The following is a 19,504-nucleotide window of genomic DNA, read 5'->3' as shown; positions in this document are numbered from 1 at the left end:
GCCCGGTGCCCCGACGTCACCCGCTGCCCGGCGACCGCTCACTCCCGGGCGAAGAACTCGAACTCGCTGACCGTCACGTCGGTGCCCTTCTCGGCCCGGTGCACGTCGGTGACCTGGATCTGCACGGTGGTGACCCCGTCGGCCCCGTCGAGGGTCAACGTCTGGGGCTCCCCGGTGTCCTCGACGGTGAGGGTGTCCGACCGGTTGGTGGAGTAGACCAGGTGCAGGGTCATCGGCCGGTGGGTCGCGGTGTAGTCCTCGGCCGTGCCGGCGGTCACGATCAGCCGCTCCAGGTCGACCTCCGCCGCGAAGCGCAGGGTGACCGTCGGCGGTTTCTCCTTGTCCCAGCGCACCTGCCAGTGCGTGTTGCGGTACTGGTCGACGCTCAGCTCCGGCCCGTGGTCGCGGACCGACGCGCCGCCGGTCACCTGCACCGGCCGGACCGCCACGAACCGGGGGTTGATCTTCCGGTCGGCCCAGTCCCGCGCCCCGGTCACCGGCCCGGAGACCGCCCCGTTGATCCGTTCCCGCAGCGGCGGATAGATCAGGTAGGCCACTCCGATCGCGAAGAGCAGCACCGCGGCGACCGCGTTCGACCGCTGGTAGATCGCGTGCAGCACGCCACCGACCCCACCGGGTCGGCCGCCGCCGGGCGTCCCGGGCCGGGTCCCGGCCGCGGTGACCCGGGGGCCACGGCGCGGCAGCAGGCGCTGCCACCAGCGTCGACGCACCACCTGGGCGGTCCGCAGCGAGTCGCCGCACCGGCTGCAGAACCGGCGGGTCGGCGCGTTGCCCTCGCCGCACTCGCCGCAGATCAGGTCACCGGGCTGCCGTCGCCTGGTGGACGCCTTCGCGCCGACGGTGGCCACCCGGGGCCGGACCGCCTGCGGGGCGACCTCCTCGGGCTCGACTGTCGCGGCGGCGGTGGCCCGGGAGCCGACCCGCCCGCCGGTGGCCGGCGCGCCGGGCAGCACGGAGTCGACCGACCCGTCGGCGGCGACCAGGGCGCTGGTGTGCGGCGCGGCACGCGTGTCGCGCCGGGGCGGGGACGCCGGATTCCTCGGAGCGGTCGGCAGCTTCGCCCCGGCCACCCCGGGCGGCGGGGGCGGTAGCCGGCGCGGCGACCCGACGGCGCCGGTCGGGGCGGTGTCCGGCGGACCGGCCGGCGTGTCCTCGGCCGGCGACGACGTCCCGCCGGCCGCCGGGTCCATTCCGGACGGGCCGGTACGGGCACCCGGCGGCACGGTGCGGGCCGCCCGGTCCGGCAGCCGGGCCGCCGGTACCCCCGGCGGCGGCGGTGGCAGCCGGCGTGGCGGCGGCGACACCGGTGCCGGAGCGCCGTCGGGTGCAACCGTCGCGGCCGGCCCGCCGGCGGCGGCGGACCCGGCAGGCGACGTTCCCGGCGGCGCGGACCGGACCTCCGGCGGACCGGACCCCGGCGGACCCGGCCGCGCCCCGGGCGGACCGGACCGGACGCCCGGCGGCGTCGTCCCCGGCGGGCCGGGACGCACCCCGGGCGGCACGGCACCGGCCGGCCCCACCCCGGGCGGACCCGGCCGTGCCCCCGGCAGACCCGCCCCGGGCGGACCCGGGCGCGTCCCCGCCGGACCCACCCCGGGCGGACCCGGCCGTGCCCCCGGCGGACCCATCCCCGGTGGCCCCGGGCGCACCCCGGGCGGACCGGGACGCAGACCCGGTGGGCCGCCGGGCAGGCCGGACGCTCCCCGGCCCGTCCCCTCGCCGACCCGCACCACACCCTCGTTGACAGGTGAACCGCACGGCGCGGGCGCGATCACCCCGGCGATACGTTGCAGCAGCGTCGGCTTCTGCCGAAGCTCCTGCTCCGCCTCCCGGACCGTCTCGACCGGGATCTTCGGCACGGTCTTCTCGCCGGTCCACTCCAGGAAGCTGCCGCAGGACCCGCAGAAGGTGTCCGCGTCACCGTTGTGGTTGCCGCACTCACGACAGATGATCACGGTCGAGCACCTCCAGGGTCGTCGTCACGTGCGCCGGTACGACCGCGCGGCACAGCTCGTCGAGGGCGTGCCGGGCCACGGCCGCCGGGTCGTCCACCCGCACCCGCACGTGCACCCGGGCCGGTGGCAGCGAGTCCGGCAGCGGCTCCGGCCGGGTCGACCAGGACACCCCGGTCGAGTCGAGGACCTCCACCTCGCCGCCGGTGGCCAGCTCCAGGGCCATCCGCAGCCCGGCGACCGTCCCGCGCAGCCGGTGCGCGGCGGCCGCGCCGGCCACCATCGCGCGCTGCCGCCCGACCGGCCAGTTCTCGTCGAGCTGGGCACCGACCCAGTGGCCGAGCCAGAGCAGGAAGTCAGGCGGGGTCAGCGCCGGGTCCAGGTAGGCGTCGAGACAGTCGAGGGTGGACACCACCGGCGCGAGCACCTCGTCCAGCCCCTCGGTCCAGCGCACCAGCAGGTCGTCCTCCTGCAACAGGGCGGGCAGGAAACCGGCGATCGGGTACGGCATCGCCACGTCGACCGGGCCGCGCATCAGTGCTCCTCCACCCGGAGCTGATGGTCGAAGGAGAAGACCAGGCTGTCCGGCTCCAGGTCGATCCGGCCGGCCTCGGTGCCCCGCTCGCCGGTCACCGGGTTCGCGGTGAACAGCCGCAGGTCCTCCACCAGCTCCACCCCGCGTACCCGCTGCAACACGGCGAAGAGTTCCCCGGCCTGCACCGGACGCCCGAACGGCCAGCCCCGACCGTCCGGGCCACCGCCGGCCAGCGGGCTGAGGAAGCCGTACAGGGCGGCCAGGCCCTCCTCGCGGACCCGCTCGACGACGACCCGGGGCCGGGCGACGACCCGGGCCACCACGGTCACGCCCCGGTAGCGGGGCGGCTCGACGACCACCCGGGTGCCGATCAGCCGGGTGGCGTCCAGCCGCCCGGCCACCCGGGCGAGGCTCGACTCGGCCGGGATCAGGTCCTCCAGCCGCAGCCGCCCGTCCTGCGCGGGTGCCGCCGGCACCACCAGCAGCCGGGCCACCGGCGGGCCGTCCCCGTTGCTCGGCACGCAGCGGACCCGGGCCAGTTCCGGGGCGGCCTCCCGGGCCAGCACCTCGTGGTCCTCGGCGGTCACCGCGCGACTGCGGCTGCGCAGGGTCAGCGGGCCCCGGCGGCGGGCCTCGTCCAGCGTCTCGCCGTCCACGCCGCCGCTGGCCGGGTGCCGGTTCTCCACCCCGGCGACGTACGGGATCGAGGTCCGCAGCGCGGTGACCGCGCCGACGCCGACGTTGCCCCGGCTGCCGCCGCCGACCGCGTAGCGGCGCAGCCGCAGCCGACCGCCCCGGGGCGGCACCGCGCCGTAGCGGCGCAACGTGCCGTCGGGTTGCCGGACGGCCGGGCCGAACACCACCTCACCGGCCACCCCGTCGAGCAGGAAGTGCCGGTCCTCGGGGCCGCTGCCGGCGAAGTGCTCGACCGGCGACCACCGCTGCCAGCCGTCGTCGGAACTGACCTCCAGCACCGGGTCGCCGAAGCCGGCCAGCACCGGCCGGCGGGTCAGCGTGAACCGCTGACCGGGCACCCCCTCGGAGTCACCGATTTCCTCGTCGTCCACCAGGTCGGCGTGCACCGCGCCGGTGGTGCCGCCGACGGTGTTCGCGGCCAGCCCGAGGACCACCGGGGAGGCGCTGTAGCCGGGCTGCCCCTCCTGCGGGGTGACCACCCGGGCCCGCAGCCAACCGGCCAGTTCCCCGTCGACCAGGGTCGCCTGGTGTCCGGCGGGCACGTGCAGCAGGATCGCGCCGGGCCGGTTCAACGCCCCGGTCTCGTCCAGCCCGACCTCGCAGTCGAGCCAGCCGTCGGCGCCGCGCGCCTCCCAGCGCAGCGGCGGGTGCAGCGGGTTGACCCCGACGCCGTCGACGCGTCCCTCGAACTCCAGCCGCACCGCGCAGCCGCCGACCGCCCGGTCCAGCCCGATCAGCAGTTCGTCGCCGGGCTGCGGCACCGGGGAGAACGCGGCCACCGGACCGCCCAGTTCCAGGGCGCCGGTCTGGTCGGTGACCCCGTCGGCGGTCCGGACCCGCAGCCGGGTCAACGCGCACGGCGGCACGGTGAGGTCGGCGAGGGTGGCGAAGACCAGCGGGTCCCCGCCGTCGCCTACGGTCACCGCCCGCGTCCCCGCCGGCACGACCTGGGTGGCGCGGGCCGGGGTGGACAGCCAGAAGGTCAGCGTGGTCCGGGCGGCCGTGGGCGGCACCAGGCGTACGCCGATCAGCTCCAGGAACTTCACGTAGAGCCGGTCGGGCACCCGGTTGAGCCGGTAGATGAGCTGGTCGGTCAGCGACGCGAACGTCTCGATCAGGGTGATCCCCGGGTCGGCCGGGTGCAGGTCGGTCCACTCCGGGCAGCGGTCGGCGATCAACCGGCGGGCGTCACCGACCAGGTCGTCGAAGCCCCGGTCGTCGAGGTCGGGGGCGGGCAGCGCCATCAGCCGAGCACCCCCGTACCGGTCAGTTCCCGGTCGCCGGGCAGGGTCCGCAGGTTGAGCCCGAGGGTGCCGGGCTCGTCGGTGTCGCGTACCCGGTAGCGGATCTCGATGTGCAGCAGCCCGTCGCCGCCGGCCGGGTCCTCGGTGACGGTGACGTCGTCGATCTCGGCCCGGGTCTCCCAGCGTTCCAGGGCGGCCCGCACCTCCACCGCCACCGCCCGACGGGTCTGCCCGGTGACCGGCTCGAAGACGAAGTCGCGCAGCCGGGAGCCGAACTCCGGCCGCATCGGGCGCTCCCCCGGGTAGGTCGCCAGGATCACGCACATCGCCTGCTCCAGCAGGGCGGTGCCGCTGATCGTGGCGAGTCGACCGTTGGGCTGCACCCGCAGCGGAAAGGCACACCCGGTGCCGATGACGTCGGCCTGCATGGCACTCCTCAGTTGAGCTGGATGGGTTTGCCCTTGATGGCGGTCGACGCGGTGCCGCTGATGTTGACCTGCGTACCGCTGATGTCGACCGTCTTGCCCTTGAGCTTCAGGCTGGTGCCGCCGTCGAGGGTGAGGCTGCCGCCCGGACCGGCCTTGATCTCGACGGCGGTCTGTCCGGTGCACTCGATCAGCAACTTGCCGGGTTTGTCGGGCGCACAGCGCAGGGTCACCGTGCCGGCCACCTGGTCCATCGCCAGCGACAGCTTGTCGCCCCTGGTGCCGAGCACCACGTCGGCGGCGGTCGGCTGCCCCTTGCCGCCGGGTGGCACCTCGTCGTGGAAGACCAGCCGGCTGCCCGACGGCGACAGCAGGCCGCGCCGGATCACCGAACTGGTCTGCCCCACCGACTTCACCCCGCTCGCCCCCGGCTTCGTCGACGACGTCTGCCCGCCGTCCAGGCCGTAGCCGGTGTGCCGGCTGGGCAGGCTGCCGAGCACGTACGGGCGGCGTACGTCGCCGAACTCGAACGCGACGAGCACCTGGTCGCCCGGCTCCGGCACGAAGAACGCGCCACCGGTCGGGCCGGCGAAGAGCTGCCCCACCGGCGCCCAGTCGGTCTCGTGGTCCGGCGACAGCCAGGGCAGCGCCAGGGTGACCCGGCCCAGGTTCTGCGGGTCCTTGACGTTGCTGACCACTCCGCAGACCACCCCGTCGATCCGGGCCGGGCCGCCCGGGTCACCGCCGCCGCCGACGTTCGCCAACCCGAGCAGCGAGCGGTCCTGCGTCCCGCCGACGGTGAACTCGGTGCGGTAGCCCTCCCCGGCCTCGTCGAAGACGTGCCGGGCGGCGCTGAGCGTCCAGGTGCCGGCGAACGGTGCGGGCACCCCGTCGACCTTGACCGCCGTGCCGGCGACCAGCCGGGCGTCGCCCAGCGCCTCCCCCTCCGCCTCGGCGAACCCGCCACCGATGCTGGCGGCGAGCCCCTTCGCGACCTGGGTGACCGCGCCGTCGGCCCGGCCGGGCACGGGCAGCCCCCGGCCGACCAGGACGTGCGCGCGGGGTCCGGGGGCCGGCCCGACGTCACCGACCGCGCTGTTGCCGGCCCGGGGCGGTGCCGTCGCGCCCCGGGGGACGAACGTGTCGGCGGCGGCGGTCGGCATCCGGCCGGCGAGGCTCACCCCGTCGGCGGTGGTCGCGGTGCGGCTCGCCACCGTCGTCGCGGCGACCGGGTCCCAGGCGCGCACCTCGACCTCGGGGGCGAGGTTGCCGGCGCTGACCCGGGGCAGGAAGCGGCGCAGGTTGCCCCGGAAGGTCAGCGGCACCGGGCTGCCGGCCCGGCGGGCGGTAGCCGCCCGGCGGAAGTGGAACCGGTCCCCGTCCGCGCCGATCTCGTAGCCGATCTCCCGGGCGCGGGCGCTGAGGAACTCCCAGTCGGTCTGGGCGACCTGGGAGAGGTGGGCCAGCCGGCCGCTGGTGGCGTCGATCGTACCGACCGACAGCTTCGCGGCGGTCGCCACCTGCCGGGCGACGTCGGCATCGGACTGGTTGAGGAAGGTACGCGTCCGCCGTACCCGGTGCAGCCGGTGGTCGTGGGTGTAGCCGCGCACCACCACGTGGGCGCTGAGGTCCACGAAGTGCCCCTCCACGGCGGTCACCTCGCCGCTGATCAGCCGGTGCTCGGCCGAGCCGTCCCCGGTCGGGCCGAAGACCTGCACGGCGGTGCCCAGCTCCAGTCCGGCCGTGCGCAGCACGCTGCCGTCCAGGTCGGCGAAGGTCAGCTCGAACATGTCCGGCAGGGCGGCCTGGGTGTCCACCACCACCCGTACCAGCTGGTCGGCGGCGGCCGTCGGCAGCGCCCGGCCGGCGGTGCCGACGGTGACCCGGGGGCGCAGGGTCGCCGTACCCCAGAGCAGGCCGTGCCGGTCGATCGCGGTCATCGCCGCGCCCCGACGGACGCGCCCCTGGCCTGCGCCCGCATCGGGTCGTCGAGCCCGCTGGCCAGCGCCCGCTGCCGCCACTGCGCCGGGTCGGTCCGCACCGACCGGGTGGGCACCGGGCCACCCCGCTTGGGGAAGATCTCCCCCTCGATGACGATCAGGTCCAGGGTGGCCTGGGCCCGCACCGGCTGCCCGTCACCGTCGAACCGGGTCAGGTTGACGTTCAGCGTGCTCAGGTTGACCGCCATCGACAGCTTTCCCCAGGTGAACGTCAGCCGGGGCAGTTCGATGCTGGACGCGGTGCGACTCTGTTCGTCGACGCTCGGCGGGCCGGAGAAGGCGATCAGCTTCTGCACGTCCTGGGCCACCCCGGCACCGACCAGCAGCACCTCGCCGGCCATCACCCGCAGCGCGGTGTCGGAGGTGAGTTCCACCCCCCGGCCCCGGCCGACGAGCTGGGAGGCCCGGGAGGAACGGGTGATGCCCATCTTCGCCGGGTTGTAGGAGAACGTGACCCGGCCCAGCGACGGCGACGACAGGGTGGCCGTCTCCGCCTTGGCCTGCAGGTCGGGGAAGAACCCCTCGTGCACCAGCTCCAGCCGTTCCACCGCGACCTGGTTGCTGTCCGAGGAGAGGTCCGGGCCCGTCCACGACGACGGCCGTACGCCGTAGAGCAGCCAACTGGTGGCCGGTTCGCCGTCGGCGTCGAGCAGGGTGATCCGGGCGGTCGTCCGGGTGTCGTCGCCGGTGCCGTCCTGCCACGAACGCAGCACCCCGACCAGCCACTGTTGCAGTTGCGCGGAACTCTCCCGGTGCACCGCCCGTTCCAGCACGATCGGGGCGTAGCTGACCTCGCCGGGCAGGTGGTACTGGCCGACGTAGTCGCCGGTCACCCGGACCACCTCGGGCCGGAAGTCCGCCCGCAGGCCCCGGCAGGAACGCCACAGCCCGATCGGGACGTCACCGATGGTCACCTGGAAGCGCATCGCCAGGCCGAGCTTGAGGGTCCGCTTGACCCCCGGCCCGTCGCGGAACATCTGGAGCAGGCCGCCTGCGGCGAGCCCCTGCGCGGTCTGGCTCGGGTCGCCCAGCATCCCGCCGAGCTGGCCTGCGGAGACGGCGGCCATCAGAGCGAGAACTTCACGTCGTCGTGCAGGAAGCCGGTGTGCGCCAGTTCCAGCGTCTCGACCGCCACCCCGCTGTGGCTCGGGTCGAGTTCCGACACCGACCAGCCGACCGGGAAGAAGTGCTTCAGGTCCCAGCCGACGATCTTCAGGCCGACGCTGTCGACGAGCTGGATCGTGCCGCTGAGCGGGCGGTACCGGTTGGCCTGCTGGCAGAGCCACTCCTGGACGACCTGCGAGTCGAAGCAGACCGCCCGGCTGAGCCGGATCCGGCTGTAGGTCGGCTCCCCCACGTACGTGAAGACGTCGTTGCTGTCCCCGGCCCGGTACTCGCAGACCTGCCAGGTCACCCCCAACCCGGAGACCCGGGACCAGGAGCCGAGGTTGTACCGCTCGTCGTCGATGACCACGAGGTACCTGTGGTTGACGCCGGTGACCTCGAAGAAGCCGCCCATCAAGCGGGCCGCGGTGGAAAGACCGCCTGCCATCGTTTCGCCCTCCTCGTCGCCTCGTCCTGGCCCGCGTCCGTGCGGTCGTGCCACCTGCCGTGCGTCCTGCCACCTGCCGTGCGTCCTGCCGCCTGCCGTGCCTCGTGCCACCTGCCGTGCGTCGTGCCGCCCGGCGTGCTCAGCGGAACTGGGTCAGCCGCCCGCTGCGCTCCCGGTCGACCAACAGCTCCTGCCGCAGCCGTCCGCGTAACCGCCCGTACAGGCGGCCGGCCAGTTCCTCCAGGTCGTCGGGGTTCTCCAGGTCGACCGGCCGGCCCGACGACCGGTCCGGCACCCGGCCGGCCTCCCGGTCTAGCCGGGCCGCCGTGGCCCGTCCCCCGTCGGCCACCGTGCGCAGCTCGGCCCGGAGCCGGTCGACCGCGTCGCGTACCTCGGCGATCCGGCCCGCGCTGCGGTCGATCGCGGGTGCCGCCGTCGCGGCGGCCACCTCGGCCCGCAGCGCGTCCGGCGGCGGCCCGGCCGCCGCCGGCTGGTCGGCGTCCTGCTGCTGGTCGAGTTCGCCCCGCACCAGCGCCCGCAGGTCGTCGAGGGTGGCCGCCGGGGTGTCCATCGCCGCCCGCTGGAGCGGGTGCGCGGCGGCCGGCGGGCCGGTCGGCGCGGCCGGGGGTACGCCTCCCGCACCGGGCTTCGCCTGCCAGGTCAGCCCGCCGCCGGGGGTGGTCCCCCAGATGCCGGCGGCACCCGCAGGTGTCGGCGCGACACCTCCGTCGGCCGGCGGCGCGACAGGTGGCAGCGGGCCTCCGACACCCGGCCCGCCGCCGTCGCCGAAGGCGTGCTCGGCGGCGAGCGCCCGCGCCTCCAGGTCCCGGCCGGTGCCGCTCGACTCGGCCGGCGGTGTCGCCCCGAACGCCCGCTGCTGCACCACGTGGGCCAGCTCGTGGGCGAGCAGCGCGCGGGCGGGCGGCGCGTCCAGCGGCCCGACCGACGCCGGCAGCAGCACCTCGCCGCCCCGGGTCGCCGCCCGTGCTCCGGCCTGCTGCACCGCCTCCGTGGCCGCCGCGCCCCGCCACACCGGCACGGCGGCGACGTCCACGCCGTACCGCTGCCGGAAGCCGTCCACCAGGGCGGCCGGCACCTGTTCCGGCAGCTCGGGGTCGCCCACCGCAGCGGGCGGCGGTGCCGCGCGGTGCGTCAGCGACCCGGTCCGGTCCACCGTGGTCGGCGTCGGACCCGGCCGTCCGTCCGCCACCACCGGCGCGGCCGTGACGACCCCCACGGGGTACGCCGGGACCTGCACGTCGCCGGGTGGCACGGCCGTCAGCCGGTCGACCCGCCCGGCCGACCCCGCCGACGGTACGGGTGGGTGCGTAACGCCGGGCGGCACCGTTTCCGCCGGTCCCCGGCCGGCCGACGGCTCCTGCCCGGCCCGGCCGTGCTCCCGGTCCACTCCCGACGGAGTCCCGGCCGGCGTGGACTGCTCCGGACGCCGGGTGAGGAAGAAGGACGACGGCGGGGACACCGGCGCGGGGCGGTAGGTGTCGTGCCCCGCCGGCGGGACGGTCCGATCGTCCCCGGTGTCGTGCGCCGCCGCCGGACCCGGCCGCTCGGTCGCGATGTCGTGCCCCGGTTCCGGCGGGCCCTCCGACGCCGGCCGCTCGGCAGGGTCCGTGACCGGCCGGCTCCCGGACGCCGGCCACTGGTCAGGGTCCGGGAGTGGCCGGCGTCCGGACGCCGACCGCCCGGCGGGGTCAGCGACCGACCGGTTCCCGGACCCCGGCCAGTCGGCCGGGTCCGCGCGCCGGATCGGTGCCGTGGCACCTGCGGTCACGCCGTCCGGAGTCCCTCCGGCCGGGTGCGCCGGCGGTGCGGCTTCCGATCCGGCCACGTCGAAGGTCCCGCCCCGGTGGCCCCCCGGCACGGTCGAACGCGCCGGATGCTCCGGGCGGTCCTGCCCGCCGCCCGGCGGCCGGTCCTGCCCGACGCCCGGCGAGCCGTCCCGCCGACGGTCGACGGGGGCGTCCCGGTCGCCGCCGGTGGCCTCGTCCGGACCGATCCGGCTGGCCGGTTCGGGCTGGTCCCGGGTGGTGGACCCGGCTTCCTGGGAGGCGTGCCCGGCGAGCCGCCCCGGGGCAGCGGTGGGCGGGGCGGTCGTGCCACCCGAATCGACCGACCCGTGTTCCACCGGCGCGGCCGGCTCCGGTGCCGGTCGGGCGGTCGCCGGTCGGGCGGTGCGGCCCCGCCGTCCGGCGAAGGCGACCTCGACCGGGCGCACCTCACCGGCCGACGGCGGGGTCCCCTCCGGATCGCTCCGACCGTCGTGACCGGGGGCTTCGGTGGCCGTGCCCCGGCCGGTGGCCGGCTGGGCCGGCAGGGCACGCCCGCCGCCGGCCGACGCCCGGGACTCCTCGGCGGCCCGGGTGGCCTCCGCCGCCAGGTAGGCGACCTCGAATCCCGGCGGCGGCCAGACCTGCGCGGTGGGCAGACCGGCAGCGGCGAACTGGGCTGCCGTCCGGGCGGCTGTGGCATCCTCCCCGGCCCCGTCGGATCGCCCGGCGGACGGTGGTCGCAGCGGATTCTCCGGCCCACCCGTCGAACCCGGTGCCGGCAAGGCACCCTCCCTGTTCGCCGCCCCGCTCGGGCCACGCGGCACTGTCGAACGCTGGTCCACGGCCTCACCACCTGCCACGTTCCACCCCGGCTCCGGCGGCGAACCGCCCCACCGGTTCGGATCGGGTGGCGACGGCATCCCGGTCGCCGGGCCGGCAACCGGTTGCGGGACTCCCGGCAGGTGGCCGCCCGACCAGGGAACCCGCGACGCGTCGTCCCCGGTCAGCGGTGCCTCGTACGCCACCGGGCCGACCGGCCACCCGGCACCCGGACCGGCCGCTGCCGGCCACACCGGAGCGGGTGACGTCCACCCGGGCGGATCGGTCGGCGGGCGGTGGTTCGCAGCGGTGTCGTACCGGATCGGGGTCGGGTCGGTGACCGCCGCCGGTCCGACGGACGGCGCAGAGGGCACCGGAGTCGGGCCGGGGAACGGGCGGGCCGGGTGAGCGGCCGTCGGCGGCCACGACGGGTCGTCCGTGGCCGTCCCCGGCTGCGGGATGGTCACCATCGCCGAGGCGGGTGCCACGGTCAGCAGGGGCAGACTCGGCAGGACCGGGTGCCGGCCGGTGGGCACCGGCGACGCGACCGGACCAGACGACGCGACCGGAGCGGGTGCCCCGACCGTCCGGCGGCGACGCGGCCAGAACGGCTGTCCGGGCCGTAACGACCAGGCCATGCCCACCTCCTTCAGATTCCGGTACGGGTGTGCGGCGTCGGGCCGCCGGGGCTGGGTCGGGCTCCGTCCGGTCAGCCGCCGGCCAGGTCCACCGCGAAGCGCCCCCCGCAGCGGGGGCAGGCCACCTCGGCCCCGGTGTGCCCCTGCTGGTTGATCCGCCGGTAGAGGTCCTGGAGGAAGGCCAGGTCGGAGGCGAAGAGGTGCTCGATCACGTCGACGTCGACGGCCCGCACCCCGCCGATGCGGGTGACCGTCCGGGCGAGCAGCAGGACGCTGAGGAACGCCGGATTCTGGCGTACCCGGGGATCGCCCTGGGGGGTGATCTCGTCGCGGGCGGTGGCCAGCCGCATGGTGCCCTCGCGGTGCACCCCGCCCCGGTCGTCGACCAGCCCGCGCGGCAGCACGAACGGGTACTCGGTCCGCAGGCCCGCCGCCGGTGCGGCGGCGGGCTCGGCGAGGCTAGATCCGCGCATTGAAGTCGAACAGGTCGTCGCACATCAGCGTGACCGTCTGGTAGACGATGTCGGTGGCCCCGGCCTTGACCCCGCTGACCTCCACCCGCGACGGCCAGGCGTTGGTCATCATGTACGTCAGCCGGGCGTCGCCGTTGAGGTCGTCACCGGGGCCGTAGAGCTTCAGGGCGCAGTCCCGGTAGGCGTCGTACATCATGTTGCGCACCTTCTGGTGCCAGAGCCACAGGTCGCCGTTGAGGTCGAGGCCCCGCTTGAGGGTGACCGTCGGCGGCTTGGTCCGACCGAAGTGCCGGGAGAAGATCGGCCCGGTCGTGCCGGCGGCCATGTACTCCGCGTTCTCCACCTCGCTGCTGATCCCGACCAGCTCGGCGAAGTTGATCGCCGACATGCCCGGCACCTCCAGCCGGAAGACGGCGGCACTGATGATCTGGGTGTTCTGCTTCGGGTCCTGGGTACCCTGACCGGCCATGCTCGTTTCTCCTGGTCTCGTCGTCGCTCAGGTCGGTTGCTCGCCGCCGGGGCCGGTCAGTCGCCGGAGCCCTGGGAGAGCTGGGAGAGTCGGAACACCACGAACTCGGCCGGCTTGACCGGGGCGATGCCGATGTCGACGGTGAGGATGCCGGCGTCGAGGTTCTCCGGCGGGTTGTTCTCGGCGTCGCACTTGACGAAGAACGCCTCGGACCAGGTGTCGCCCATCAGCGCGCCGCTGCGCCAGACCCGGCGCAGGAACATCGTGATGACCCGGCGCACCGCGTCCCAGAGGCGCGGGTCGTTGGGCTCGAAGACCACCCAGTTGGTGCCGAGCAGGATCGACTTCTCGATCCAGTTGAACAGCCGCCGGACGTTGAGGTAGCGCCACTCGGCGTCGCTGGACAGGGTCCGCGCGCCCCAGATCCGGATGCCCTGCCCGGGGAAGGCCCTGATGCAGTTGACCCCGATCGGGTTGAGCTGGTCGTGTTCGCCCTTGGTCAGCCCGCTCTCCAGGGCGAGCGCACCCCGGATGATCTCGTTGGCGGGTGCCTTGTGGACGCCCCGGGTGTCGTCGTTGCGGGCCCACACCCCGGCGACGTGCCCGCTGGGCGGCATGAACACCGCCCGGCCCTGCGCCGGGTCCATCACCTTGACCCAGGGCCAGTAGAGGGTGGCGTACTTGGAGTCGTAGCCGGCGACGTCCATCCGCCACTCCCTGAGGCGCTGCGGGTGCAGGCCGGGCGGCGGGTCGAGGATGGCCACCCGGTCACCCATCAGCTCGCAGTGCGCGATCATCGCCAGCTGGACGGCCTTGAACGCCTCGTCGTCGATGGCCCCCTGCTGGTGGGCGGCGGCCAGGTCGGGGACGCAGAGCATGGTGATGTCCTCGATCGCCTCCAGCCCGGCGAAGCCGGTCCGGTCACTGACGTCGCCGACGTAGTCCTCGGCGCGTACCCGCAGGTCGCCGGTGCCGGTCGTGGTGGCCGGCAGCGCGGGCGCGGCGAGGGTGATCTCGGCGCCGCGTCGGGGCGGGGCGAGGGTCGCGCCCTTCGCCTCCTCGATCTGGATCAGCTTGGACTGCTGGCGGACGGCGGTGACCACGTTGCCCGCGCCGCGCTTGGTGGTCAGGTTGTCAAGCGTCTCGACCGGTTTGCCGGCCTGCTTGACGACGAGCTTGAACGCGTCGTCGCCGCCCTCGGAGGCGTCGGCGACCTCGACCGAGAGGTCCTGGCCGGCCGGGCCGGGCAGCGCCGCCCGGACGGTGAAGGAGAGCCGGCCGTTGTCGCCGGCCGCCGGTACGGCAGCGGCGGCGTACGACTCACCGGCGGCTTCGTCGGCGGCGGAGTCCGCGCCGGCACCACCCACCCGGACCACGTACGCGGAGCCGCCCCCGTTGAGGAAGTAGCCGTAGACCGACAGCGGCAGGAAGCTGCCCGCCACGAAACCACCGAAGGTGCGGGTGTACTGCGTCCAGTTCGTGATCAGCGTGGGCTCGTCGACCGGCCCCTTCTCGGCGAAGCCGACGAACGCGGCGACGGCCGTCCCGACCGCCTCGATCGGCCTCGACCCGGAGGAAACCTCCTCCACGTAGACGCCCGGCGACAGATACGTCGGCATCGAACCTCCTGTACGACGGTGTGATGGGGCCGAGCCTGCCAAGGCCGACCGGCCGTCAGGGCTGCCCGCCGGGACGCCGCCGGGGTAGGCACCACTGCCCCCAAGGGCAACCGATCCGCCCCGACGGCCTGCCCGGCCGCCGCCCGCGCTCCCGTTCGGGCAGCCGGCAGGGTGGACGGATGATCTGGGATGTCGACCTGTCGGTCCGGGCCTGGTTGGGCCACTACCTGCCGGCGGACGTGCCTGTCGTCTTCGACCCGCCGGACCGGTGCGCGCGGCGTGCCGACGGCGACCTGGTCTCGGCGTTCCTGCTGGACGTCGAGGAGGACTCGGCGGGCGTCTCGGCGACCTGGGACGAGCTGCGCGACGCCGACGGCCAGCTCGTCGGGCGTCGACCGCCGGGCCGCCGGTACCGGTTCAGCTACCTGTTGACCGCCTGGGCGGCCGACACCGAGCGGGAGCACCGGCTGCTGGGTGACCTGCTGGTGGGCTGCGCGAGCTGCACCGCCCTGCCCTCGGGGTTCCTGACCGGGGCGGTGGCCCGCGCCAACCAGCCGGTGGTGGTGCGCAGCGCGCCCCGGCGGGAGGGGGACGCCGGTTCCGCCTGGGTGGGCTACGGCGGGACCGCCCGGACCGGGTTGCACCTGCAATTGCTCGTGCCGTTCGTGCCCGAGACGCAGACCGACCTGGCCCCGCCGCCGCGTGAGGTCAGCGTCAACAGCGGCGGCGGTCGACCCGCCGGCCCCGGCGGGGTGGCGGGCCGCCGGCCGAGGGGCGGGATCAGCGAGCCGCGCTGACGGCCCGCTGCCCGATCAGGCGTTCCGCTGCCCGTTCAGGTAGCCACGGCTGCCCCTTGGTGTTCCTCGTTCGTGGTTCTGCCGGTCCCGCCCGCGCGGCGAGACTGCCGGCATGAGTGTCGCTGTGGGACTTGTCGAGACCGACCTCACCGTCGCCGCGGGCGGCACGGTCGGCTGCACCGTCCGGGTGCGTAACACCGCTGCCGTCGTCGACCAGTTCACCCTGGACGTGGTCGGCGACGCCGCACCGTGGGCCGAGGTCGAGCCGGCGACGATGAACCTGCTGCCCGGCACCGAGCAGGAGGCGCGGGTGACGTTCACGCCGCCGCGTGCGGCGACCGTGCCGGCCGGCGGCGTCGACTTCGGGGTACGGGTGCGGGGGCGGGAGAACCCCGAGGGTTCGGTGGTGGAGGAGGGCACCGTCACCGTGCAGCCCTTCGTGGAGCTGGCGACGGAGCTGGTGCCCCGGACCTCCCAGGCGCGGCGCGCCGCCCGGCACCAGTTGGTGATCGACAACACCGGCAACGTCGAGACCACGGTCGAGGTGCTGCCCGCCGACCCGGACCGCCTGCTGACGTTCCGGGTGCTGCCGGCCGCGCCGGTGCTGCGGCCGGGCACGGCCACGTTCGTGAAGCTGCGGGTACGCCCCCGCAAGCGGTTCCTGCTCGGCCCGGACCGCAACCTGCCGTTCCAGGTGGCGGTGACCCGTCCCGACGCCGAGCCGATCACCAGCGACGGCCTGCTGGTGCAACGGTCCGTCCTGCCGGCCTGGTCGCCCCGGGTGGTGCTGGTGGCCGCCGCGGTGGCGGTGGCCCTGGTGGGGCTCTGGTTCGCGGTGCTCAAACCCACCGTGCAGTCCACCGCGAAGGAGGCCGCCCAGGTGGAGACCAAGGAGTTGTCCCAGGAGGTCGCCGAGGTGAAGACCCAGGCCAGCGAGGCGGCGGAGACCGCCGAGAAGGCCGAGAAGGTGGCCATCGTCGCGGCCGGCGCCAGCCCGAAACCGAGCGCGGCCCCGAGCCCGACCACCGAAACCGGGAAGGGCAACGGCACCGGGCCGGGTGCCCAGGGCGGGACGCTCGACAACGCCGACCCGGAGACCGCCGCCGACTTCCGGGTGGCCACCAGCGCGTCGCCGACCACCGCCAACGAGTTCACCCTCTCCACCTACCGGCCGGCCGAGAAGAAGGTGCTCTGGGTGACCGACATCGTGCTGCAGAACCCGCACGGCGACGCCGGCCTGCTCCAGGTACGGCGGGGCGACACGGTGCTGCTGGAGACCGGCCTGAACAACTTCCGGGACCTGGACTACCACTTCGTCCAGCCACTGCGGTTCTCCGCCGGCCAGCCGGTGACGGTCGCGGTGAAGTGCGCGAACCCGGGCACCACGGCGTGCACCCCGGCCGCGTACTTCGCCGGTCAGCTCGTGCCGGTCGCCCCCGCCCCGAGCCCCTCCCCCAGCCGATGAGCGACCAGCACGCCGCCGCCCGGCGGGCCCCCGGCCCGCGCCCCGCCGGCCCGACCGACACCGCCGACCCGACCGACACCGCCGACCCGGCTGACACCCCCCGTCCGGCCGACACCGTCCACCCCGGACCGGTCCGCGCGGCGGTCCGCTCCCGCGACCCGATCTCCCAGGCCGGGGTGACGGCCCAGCTCGGCACCGTCGGACCGGACGAACCCGCAGGGGCGCGGCCGGTCGTGGTGGCCGGCCCCGACGACGAACCGGACATCCTGGTGATCGTCGCCGACACGGTGGACGGTTGGCTGCTGGCCCAGCTCGACGCGTTGACCGGGCGGCCGTCCCCCCGACCGGTGCTGGTGGTGGGGCAGCTCGACGACACCGCCGGCCTGCAGGCGATCGAGGCGGGCGGCCTGAGCCTGGTACGCCGTTCGGAGAGCACCGCCACCCTGCTGCGCGACGTGGTCCGGGCCGCCGCCCGGGGCGAGGCGAGGCTCCCCACCGACCTGCTCAGCTCGCTGCTGACCCGGGTCGGCCGGGCGCAACGGCAGGTGTTGGCGCCCCGGGGGTTGACCATCCTGCCGCTGTCCCCCCGCCAGCTCGCCGTGCTCCGGATGATCGCCGCCGGGGCGGACATCGCGACGATCGCCCGGGAGCTGTCCTACTCGGAACGCAGCATCAAGAACATCGTGCACGAGATCACCACCCAGCTCGGTGTCCGTAACCGCACCCAGGCGGTCGCGCACGCCATCCGCGAGGGGCTGATCTGATCCCGTCCCGTCGCTCAGGGGGAGGTTGTCATCGTGGGCGTACCCGCGGCGAAGCTCGGTGACAAGGTGGTCGGCACCGACACGCACATCATCATGGTTCCCTCACCGACCGGGCCGGTGCCGACACCCACCCCGATGCCCTTCGCCGGGACGATCGCCAACGGGTGCAGCACCGACGTGCTGATCGAGGGCAAGCCGGCCGCCGTCGTCGGCAGCGTCGCGGTGAACGCTCCGCCGCACGTGCCGACCGGTGGGCCGTTCCAGACGCCGCCGAACAACCAGGGCACGATCGTCGCCGGCAGCCCACTGGTGCTGATCAACGGCAAGCCGGCGGCCCGGCACGGCGACAAGGTCAACACCTGCAACGACCCGGCTCCGCTGCCGGCCGGCAGCATCGTCGCCACCGGTCAGGTGCTGGTCGGCTGACCGGGCCGCGTGCCCCGGGCAACCCCGGCGGGGGTGGTCGCGGTCCGGTGCGCCCCGGCCGTGGCCCGGATCGGTGCTCCGGTGCGCCCGGGCGGGTGGGCCGGTCAGCGGCGGCGGATGAAGGGCCCCGGCTGGCCGGTCGCCGACTGCACCAGGAAACTGCCGCTGGTCACCTGGCCCACCGACGGCACCGAGGCGAGCGCGGCCCGGGGGCCGGCGAGCCCCTCCTCGAAGACCACCATCGGCACCGCGAACCGGCCGGACGCGTCGGCGACCGCCGTCACCGTGCCGGTGCCGTCGACCCAGCCGACCAGCACCTCGGCACCCGCCGGGAAGCCCTGGCCGAGCGCGGTGACCACCTGGCCGGGACGGCCGACGCCCGGGTTGAACTGCAACGTCGGGCTGCGGCCCGAGACGCTCAGCGCCAGCGACTGGGCGGCGACCCCGCCGGTGTCGGTGGCGCTGGCCAGGCTGAGCGTCGACGTGGCTGCACCGATCGCCCGGGGGGTGGCGGTGAGCGCCATCGTGCAGGACCCGGCGACGGCCAGCACCCCGGCGCAGGTGGAGCCGGTGACCGCGAAGACCGCCGGGAGGGATTGTTCGGCGAGGGCGCCGGCCACGGTCAGCGGGTAGTCGCCGATGTTGGTGAGGGTCACCGTCCGGGCCGCCGAGGGCACCCCGAGCGGGGCCTCCCCGAGGTCGACCGTGGCGGCGTCGGAGTGCAGCACCGGTACGTCGGGTGCCGCGCCGCTGACGGTCACGGTCAGCCGTTCCGGCTCGCCCTGCACGATGCCGTCCACTGACACGTCGAGCCGGCAGGCGTACTCGCCGTTGCGGGCTGCGGGGTCGACCGCGACGGCGACGGTGAGGTCGACGGTGCCGCCGCTGTCGACGGTCTGCTCGGCCGGGGTGACGGAGGCCGTGAGCTGCGGGTCGCAGTCGGTGACGTGCGCGGCGACGGTGCTCTGGATGGCGCGGATGCCGGCCATGATGGCGTTGGAGACCTCGGACGGACCGGCGGCGTTGAGCAGCACGCCCCCGGTCTGCCTGGTGATCTCGGTGTACTGCCCGGTCTGGTCGAGGGAGTAGCTGCCCGGGTTGCCGACGTCCACGGCCACCACCCGTACGCCCCGGGTGGTCAGCGCCCCGATGGTGCCGGCGAGGTCGTGGCCGACGCTCGGGTCGTGCGACGGCGCGTCCCCGAAGATCACCACGATCGGGCTGCTCTCGGTGCGCAGGCTGACCGCTCCGGTGGCGACGGCGTGCAGGGCGTTCAGGCCGGCCTCCGGGTCGTCGCCCCCGCCGCCGGCGGTCCAGACGTTCACCGCGTCCTGCACCTCGGACGGCACGGCCGTCAGGTCCCGGTCGAGCCGGAAGACGAACTCGTCGCCCTCGTCCCGGAACTCGGCGACCGCGAACCGGGCGTCGGGTTGGACGCCGCTGATGTCGTCGACGATCCGCTTCGCGTTGACCCGGACGTCGTTCAGCGCCGCCTGCATGCTGCCGGTCGTGTCGGCGAGCAGCACCACGTCGGGCCGGGGCGGGATGGTCGCGGTGGTCACCGTGCGGGTGACCACCGCCGAGCCACCGGGGGTCAGCCCGAGGGTCGTCCCGGCGGGTTCGCCGACCAGGGGGGCGACGCCGTCGCCCACGCTGATCCGCAACGCCGGGCCGCCGGCCGGTCGCGGTGCCGCGAGGAACTCGGCGTACGCGGCCGGCGGTGCACCGGCCACCAGGAGTGCCAGCACGGCGATCGCCGACGCGGCGCGCAGGGACCGGGACGCTGAGGCTGCCATGGTGGACAGTGAACGCGGCCCGTCCG

General features: G+C 75.3%; 16 protein-coding genes. 4 read left to right on the top strand and 12 right to left on the bottom strand.

Annotated features, from left to right (window positions below; all coding sequences use genetic code 11):
- Positions 1-38: 38 nt before the first annotated feature.
- The 11 genes from ACN268_RS25240 to ACN268_RS25190 form a co-directional block, all read right to left on the bottom strand.
- Positions 39-1,976 (bottom strand): NADase-type glycan-binding domain-containing protein, encoded by a 1,938-nt coding sequence (locus tag ACN268_RS25240; protein ID WP_421485330.1) that lies wholly within the window; start codon positions 1,974-1,976, stop codon positions 39-41.
- Positions 1,960-2,508, bottom strand: a complete 549-nt coding sequence (locus tag ACN268_RS25235; protein WP_421485328.1) for a phage tail protein — start codon at positions 2,506-2,508, stop codon at positions 1,960-1,962. Before ACN268_RS25235 ends, ACN268_RS25240 begins: the two co-directional genes overlap by 17 nt.
- Complete coding sequence (locus ACN268_RS25230) at positions 2,508-4,448, bottom strand: putative baseplate assembly protein (RefSeq protein WP_421485327.1); 1,941 nt, start codon at positions 4,446-4,448, stop codon at positions 2,508-2,510. Before ACN268_RS25230 ends, ACN268_RS25235 begins: the two co-directional genes overlap by 1 nt.
- On the bottom strand, positions 4,448-4,876 hold the full coding sequence (locus ACN268_RS25225) for a GPW/gp25 family protein (protein WP_088643773.1): 429 nt from the start codon (positions 4,874-4,876) through the stop codon (positions 4,448-4,450). The genes ACN268_RS25230 and ACN268_RS25225 overlap by 1 nt, the downstream gene beginning before the upstream one ends.
- Positions 4,877-4,884: 8 nt before the next feature.
- Positions 4,885-6,813: a phage baseplate assembly protein V gene (locus ACN268_RS25220; protein ID WP_421485326.1), complete on the bottom strand. Its 1,929-nt coding sequence runs from the start codon at positions 6,811-6,813 to the stop codon at positions 4,885-4,887.
- Positions 6,810-7,940, bottom strand: a complete 1,131-nt coding sequence (locus ACN268_RS25215; protein ID WP_421485324.1) for a phage tail protein — start codon at positions 7,938-7,940, stop codon at positions 6,810-6,812. Before ACN268_RS25215 ends, ACN268_RS25220 begins: the two co-directional genes overlap by 4 nt.
- Positions 7,940-8,425 carry a phage tail protein gene (locus ACN268_RS25210; RefSeq protein ID WP_088643770.1) on the bottom strand — a complete coding sequence of 162 codons (486 nt, stop codon included), beginning with the start codon at positions 8,423-8,425 and terminating at the stop codon, positions 7,940-7,942. Before ACN268_RS25210 ends, ACN268_RS25215 begins: the two co-directional genes overlap by 1 nt.
- Positions 8,426-8,564: 139 nt before the next feature.
- Complete coding sequence (locus ACN268_RS25205; RefSeq protein WP_421485322.1) at positions 8,565-10,994, bottom strand: eCIS core domain-containing protein; 2,430 nt, start codon at positions 10,992-10,994, stop codon at positions 8,565-8,567.
- Positions 10,995-11,740: 746 nt separating this feature from the next.
- Positions 11,741-12,142 carry a hypothetical protein gene (locus tag ACN268_RS25200; protein WP_421485321.1) on the bottom strand — a complete coding sequence of 134 codons (402 nt, stop codon included), beginning with the start codon at positions 12,140-12,142 and terminating at the stop codon, positions 11,741-11,743.
- Positions 12,129-12,611: a phage tail protein gene (locus ACN268_RS25195; RefSeq protein WP_088643766.1), complete on the bottom strand. Its 483-nt coding sequence runs from the start codon at positions 12,609-12,611 to the stop codon at positions 12,129-12,131. Before ACN268_RS25195 ends, ACN268_RS25200 begins: the two co-directional genes overlap by 14 nt.
- A 56-nt stretch (positions 12,612-12,667) precedes the next feature.
- Positions 12,668-14,230, bottom strand: coding sequence for a phage tail sheath family protein (locus ACN268_RS25190; RefSeq protein ID WP_421485320.1), 1,563 nt, complete (start codon positions 14,228-14,230; stop codon positions 12,668-12,670).
- Positions 14,231-14,409: 179 nt separating this feature from the next.
- On the opposite strand from ACN268_RS25190, the gene ACN268_RS25185 reads away from it, so the two are divergent.
- The 4 genes from ACN268_RS25185 (at position 14,410) to ACN268_RS25170 (ending at position 17,682) form a co-directional block, all read left to right on the top strand.
- Entirely contained in the window at positions 14,410-15,027 is a 618-nt protein-coding gene (locus tag ACN268_RS25185; protein ID WP_421485318.1) for a Pvc16 family protein, read from the top strand.
- A gap of 112 nt (positions 15,028-15,139) precedes the next feature.
- Complete coding sequence (locus ACN268_RS25180) at positions 15,140-16,492, top strand: hypothetical protein (protein WP_421485317.1); 1,353 nt, start codon at positions 15,140-15,142, stop codon at positions 16,490-16,492.
- Positions 16,489-17,256, top strand: coding sequence for a helix-turn-helix transcriptional regulator (locus ACN268_RS25175; protein ID WP_421485315.1), 768 nt, complete (start codon positions 16,489-16,491; stop codon positions 17,254-17,256). The genes ACN268_RS25180 and ACN268_RS25175 overlap by 4 nt, the downstream gene beginning before the upstream one ends.
- A gap of 33 nt (positions 17,257-17,289) precedes the next feature.
- Positions 17,290-17,682, top strand: coding sequence for a PAAR domain-containing protein (locus ACN268_RS25170; protein WP_421485314.1), 393 nt, complete (start codon positions 17,290-17,292; stop codon positions 17,680-17,682).
- Between the two features lie 104 nt (positions 17,683-17,786).
- Here the strand turns inward: ACN268_RS25170 and ACN268_RS25165 are convergent, their stop codons facing one another.
- Positions 17,787-19,478 carry a choice-of-anchor D domain-containing protein gene (locus ACN268_RS25165; protein WP_421485312.1) on the bottom strand — a complete coding sequence of 564 codons (1,692 nt, stop codon included), beginning with the start codon at positions 19,476-19,478 and terminating at the stop codon, positions 17,787-17,789.
- Positions 19,479-19,504 lie beyond the last annotated feature (26 nt).

It is taken from the genome of Micromonospora sp. WMMD735 (genome assembly GCF_049178995.1).
GTDB lineage: Bacteria > Actinomycetota > Actinomycetes > Mycobacteriales > Micromonosporaceae > Micromonospora > Micromonospora wenchangensis.
This window is presented reverse-complemented; position numbering and strand designations above follow the sequence as displayed.

Excerpts from the sequence above, each read along its gene's own strand:
- ACN268_RS25185 (WP_421485318.1), top strand. The coding sequence starts at position 14,410 with ATGATCTGGGATGTCGACCTGTCGGTCCGGGCCTGGTTGGGCCACTAC.
- ACN268_RS25230 (WP_421485327.1), bottom strand. The coding sequence starts at position 4,448 with ATGGCGCTGCCCGCCCCCGACCTCGACGACCGGGGCTTCGACGACCTG.
- ACN268_RS25235 (WP_421485328.1), bottom strand. The coding sequence starts at position 2,508 with ATGCGCGGCCCGGTCGACGTGGCGATGCCGTACCCGATCGCCGGTTTC.
- ACN268_RS25195 (WP_088643766.1), bottom strand. The coding sequence starts at position 12,611 with ATGGCCGGTCAGGGTACCCAGGACCCGAAGCAGAACACCCAGATCATC.
- ACN268_RS25180 (WP_421485317.1), top strand. The coding sequence starts at position 15,140 with ATGAGTGTCGCTGTGGGACTTGTCGAGACCGACCTCACCGTCGCCGCG.
- ACN268_RS25220 (WP_421485326.1), bottom strand. The coding sequence starts at position 6,813 with ATGACCGCGATCGACCGGCACGGCCTGCTCTGGGGTACGGCGACCCTG.
- ACN268_RS25225 (WP_088643773.1), bottom strand. The coding sequence starts at position 4,876 with ATGCAGGCCGACGTCATCGGCACCGGGTGTGCCTTTCCGCTGCGGGTG.
- ACN268_RS25210 (WP_088643770.1), bottom strand. The coding sequence starts at position 8,425 with ATGGCAGGCGGTCTTTCCACCGCGGCCCGCTTGATGGGCGGCTTCTTC.
- ACN268_RS25165 (WP_421485312.1), bottom strand. The coding sequence starts at position 19,478 with ATGGCAGCCTCAGCGTCCCGGTCCCTGCGCGCCGCGTCGGCGATCGCC.
- ACN268_RS25215 (WP_421485324.1), bottom strand. The coding sequence starts at position 7,940 with ATGGCCGCCGTCTCCGCAGGCCAGCTCGGCGGGATGCTGGGCGACCCG.
- ACN268_RS25190 (WP_421485320.1), bottom strand. The coding sequence starts at position 14,230 with ATGCCGACGTATCTGTCGCCGGGCGTCTACGTGGAGGAGGTTTCCTCC.
- ACN268_RS25175 (WP_421485315.1), top strand. The coding sequence starts at position 16,489 with ATGAGCGACCAGCACGCCGCCGCCCGGCGGGCCCCCGGCCCGCGCCCC.
- ACN268_RS25200 (WP_421485321.1), bottom strand. The coding sequence starts at position 12,142 with ATGCGCGGATCTAGCCTCGCCGAGCCCGCCGCCGCACCGGCGGCGGGC.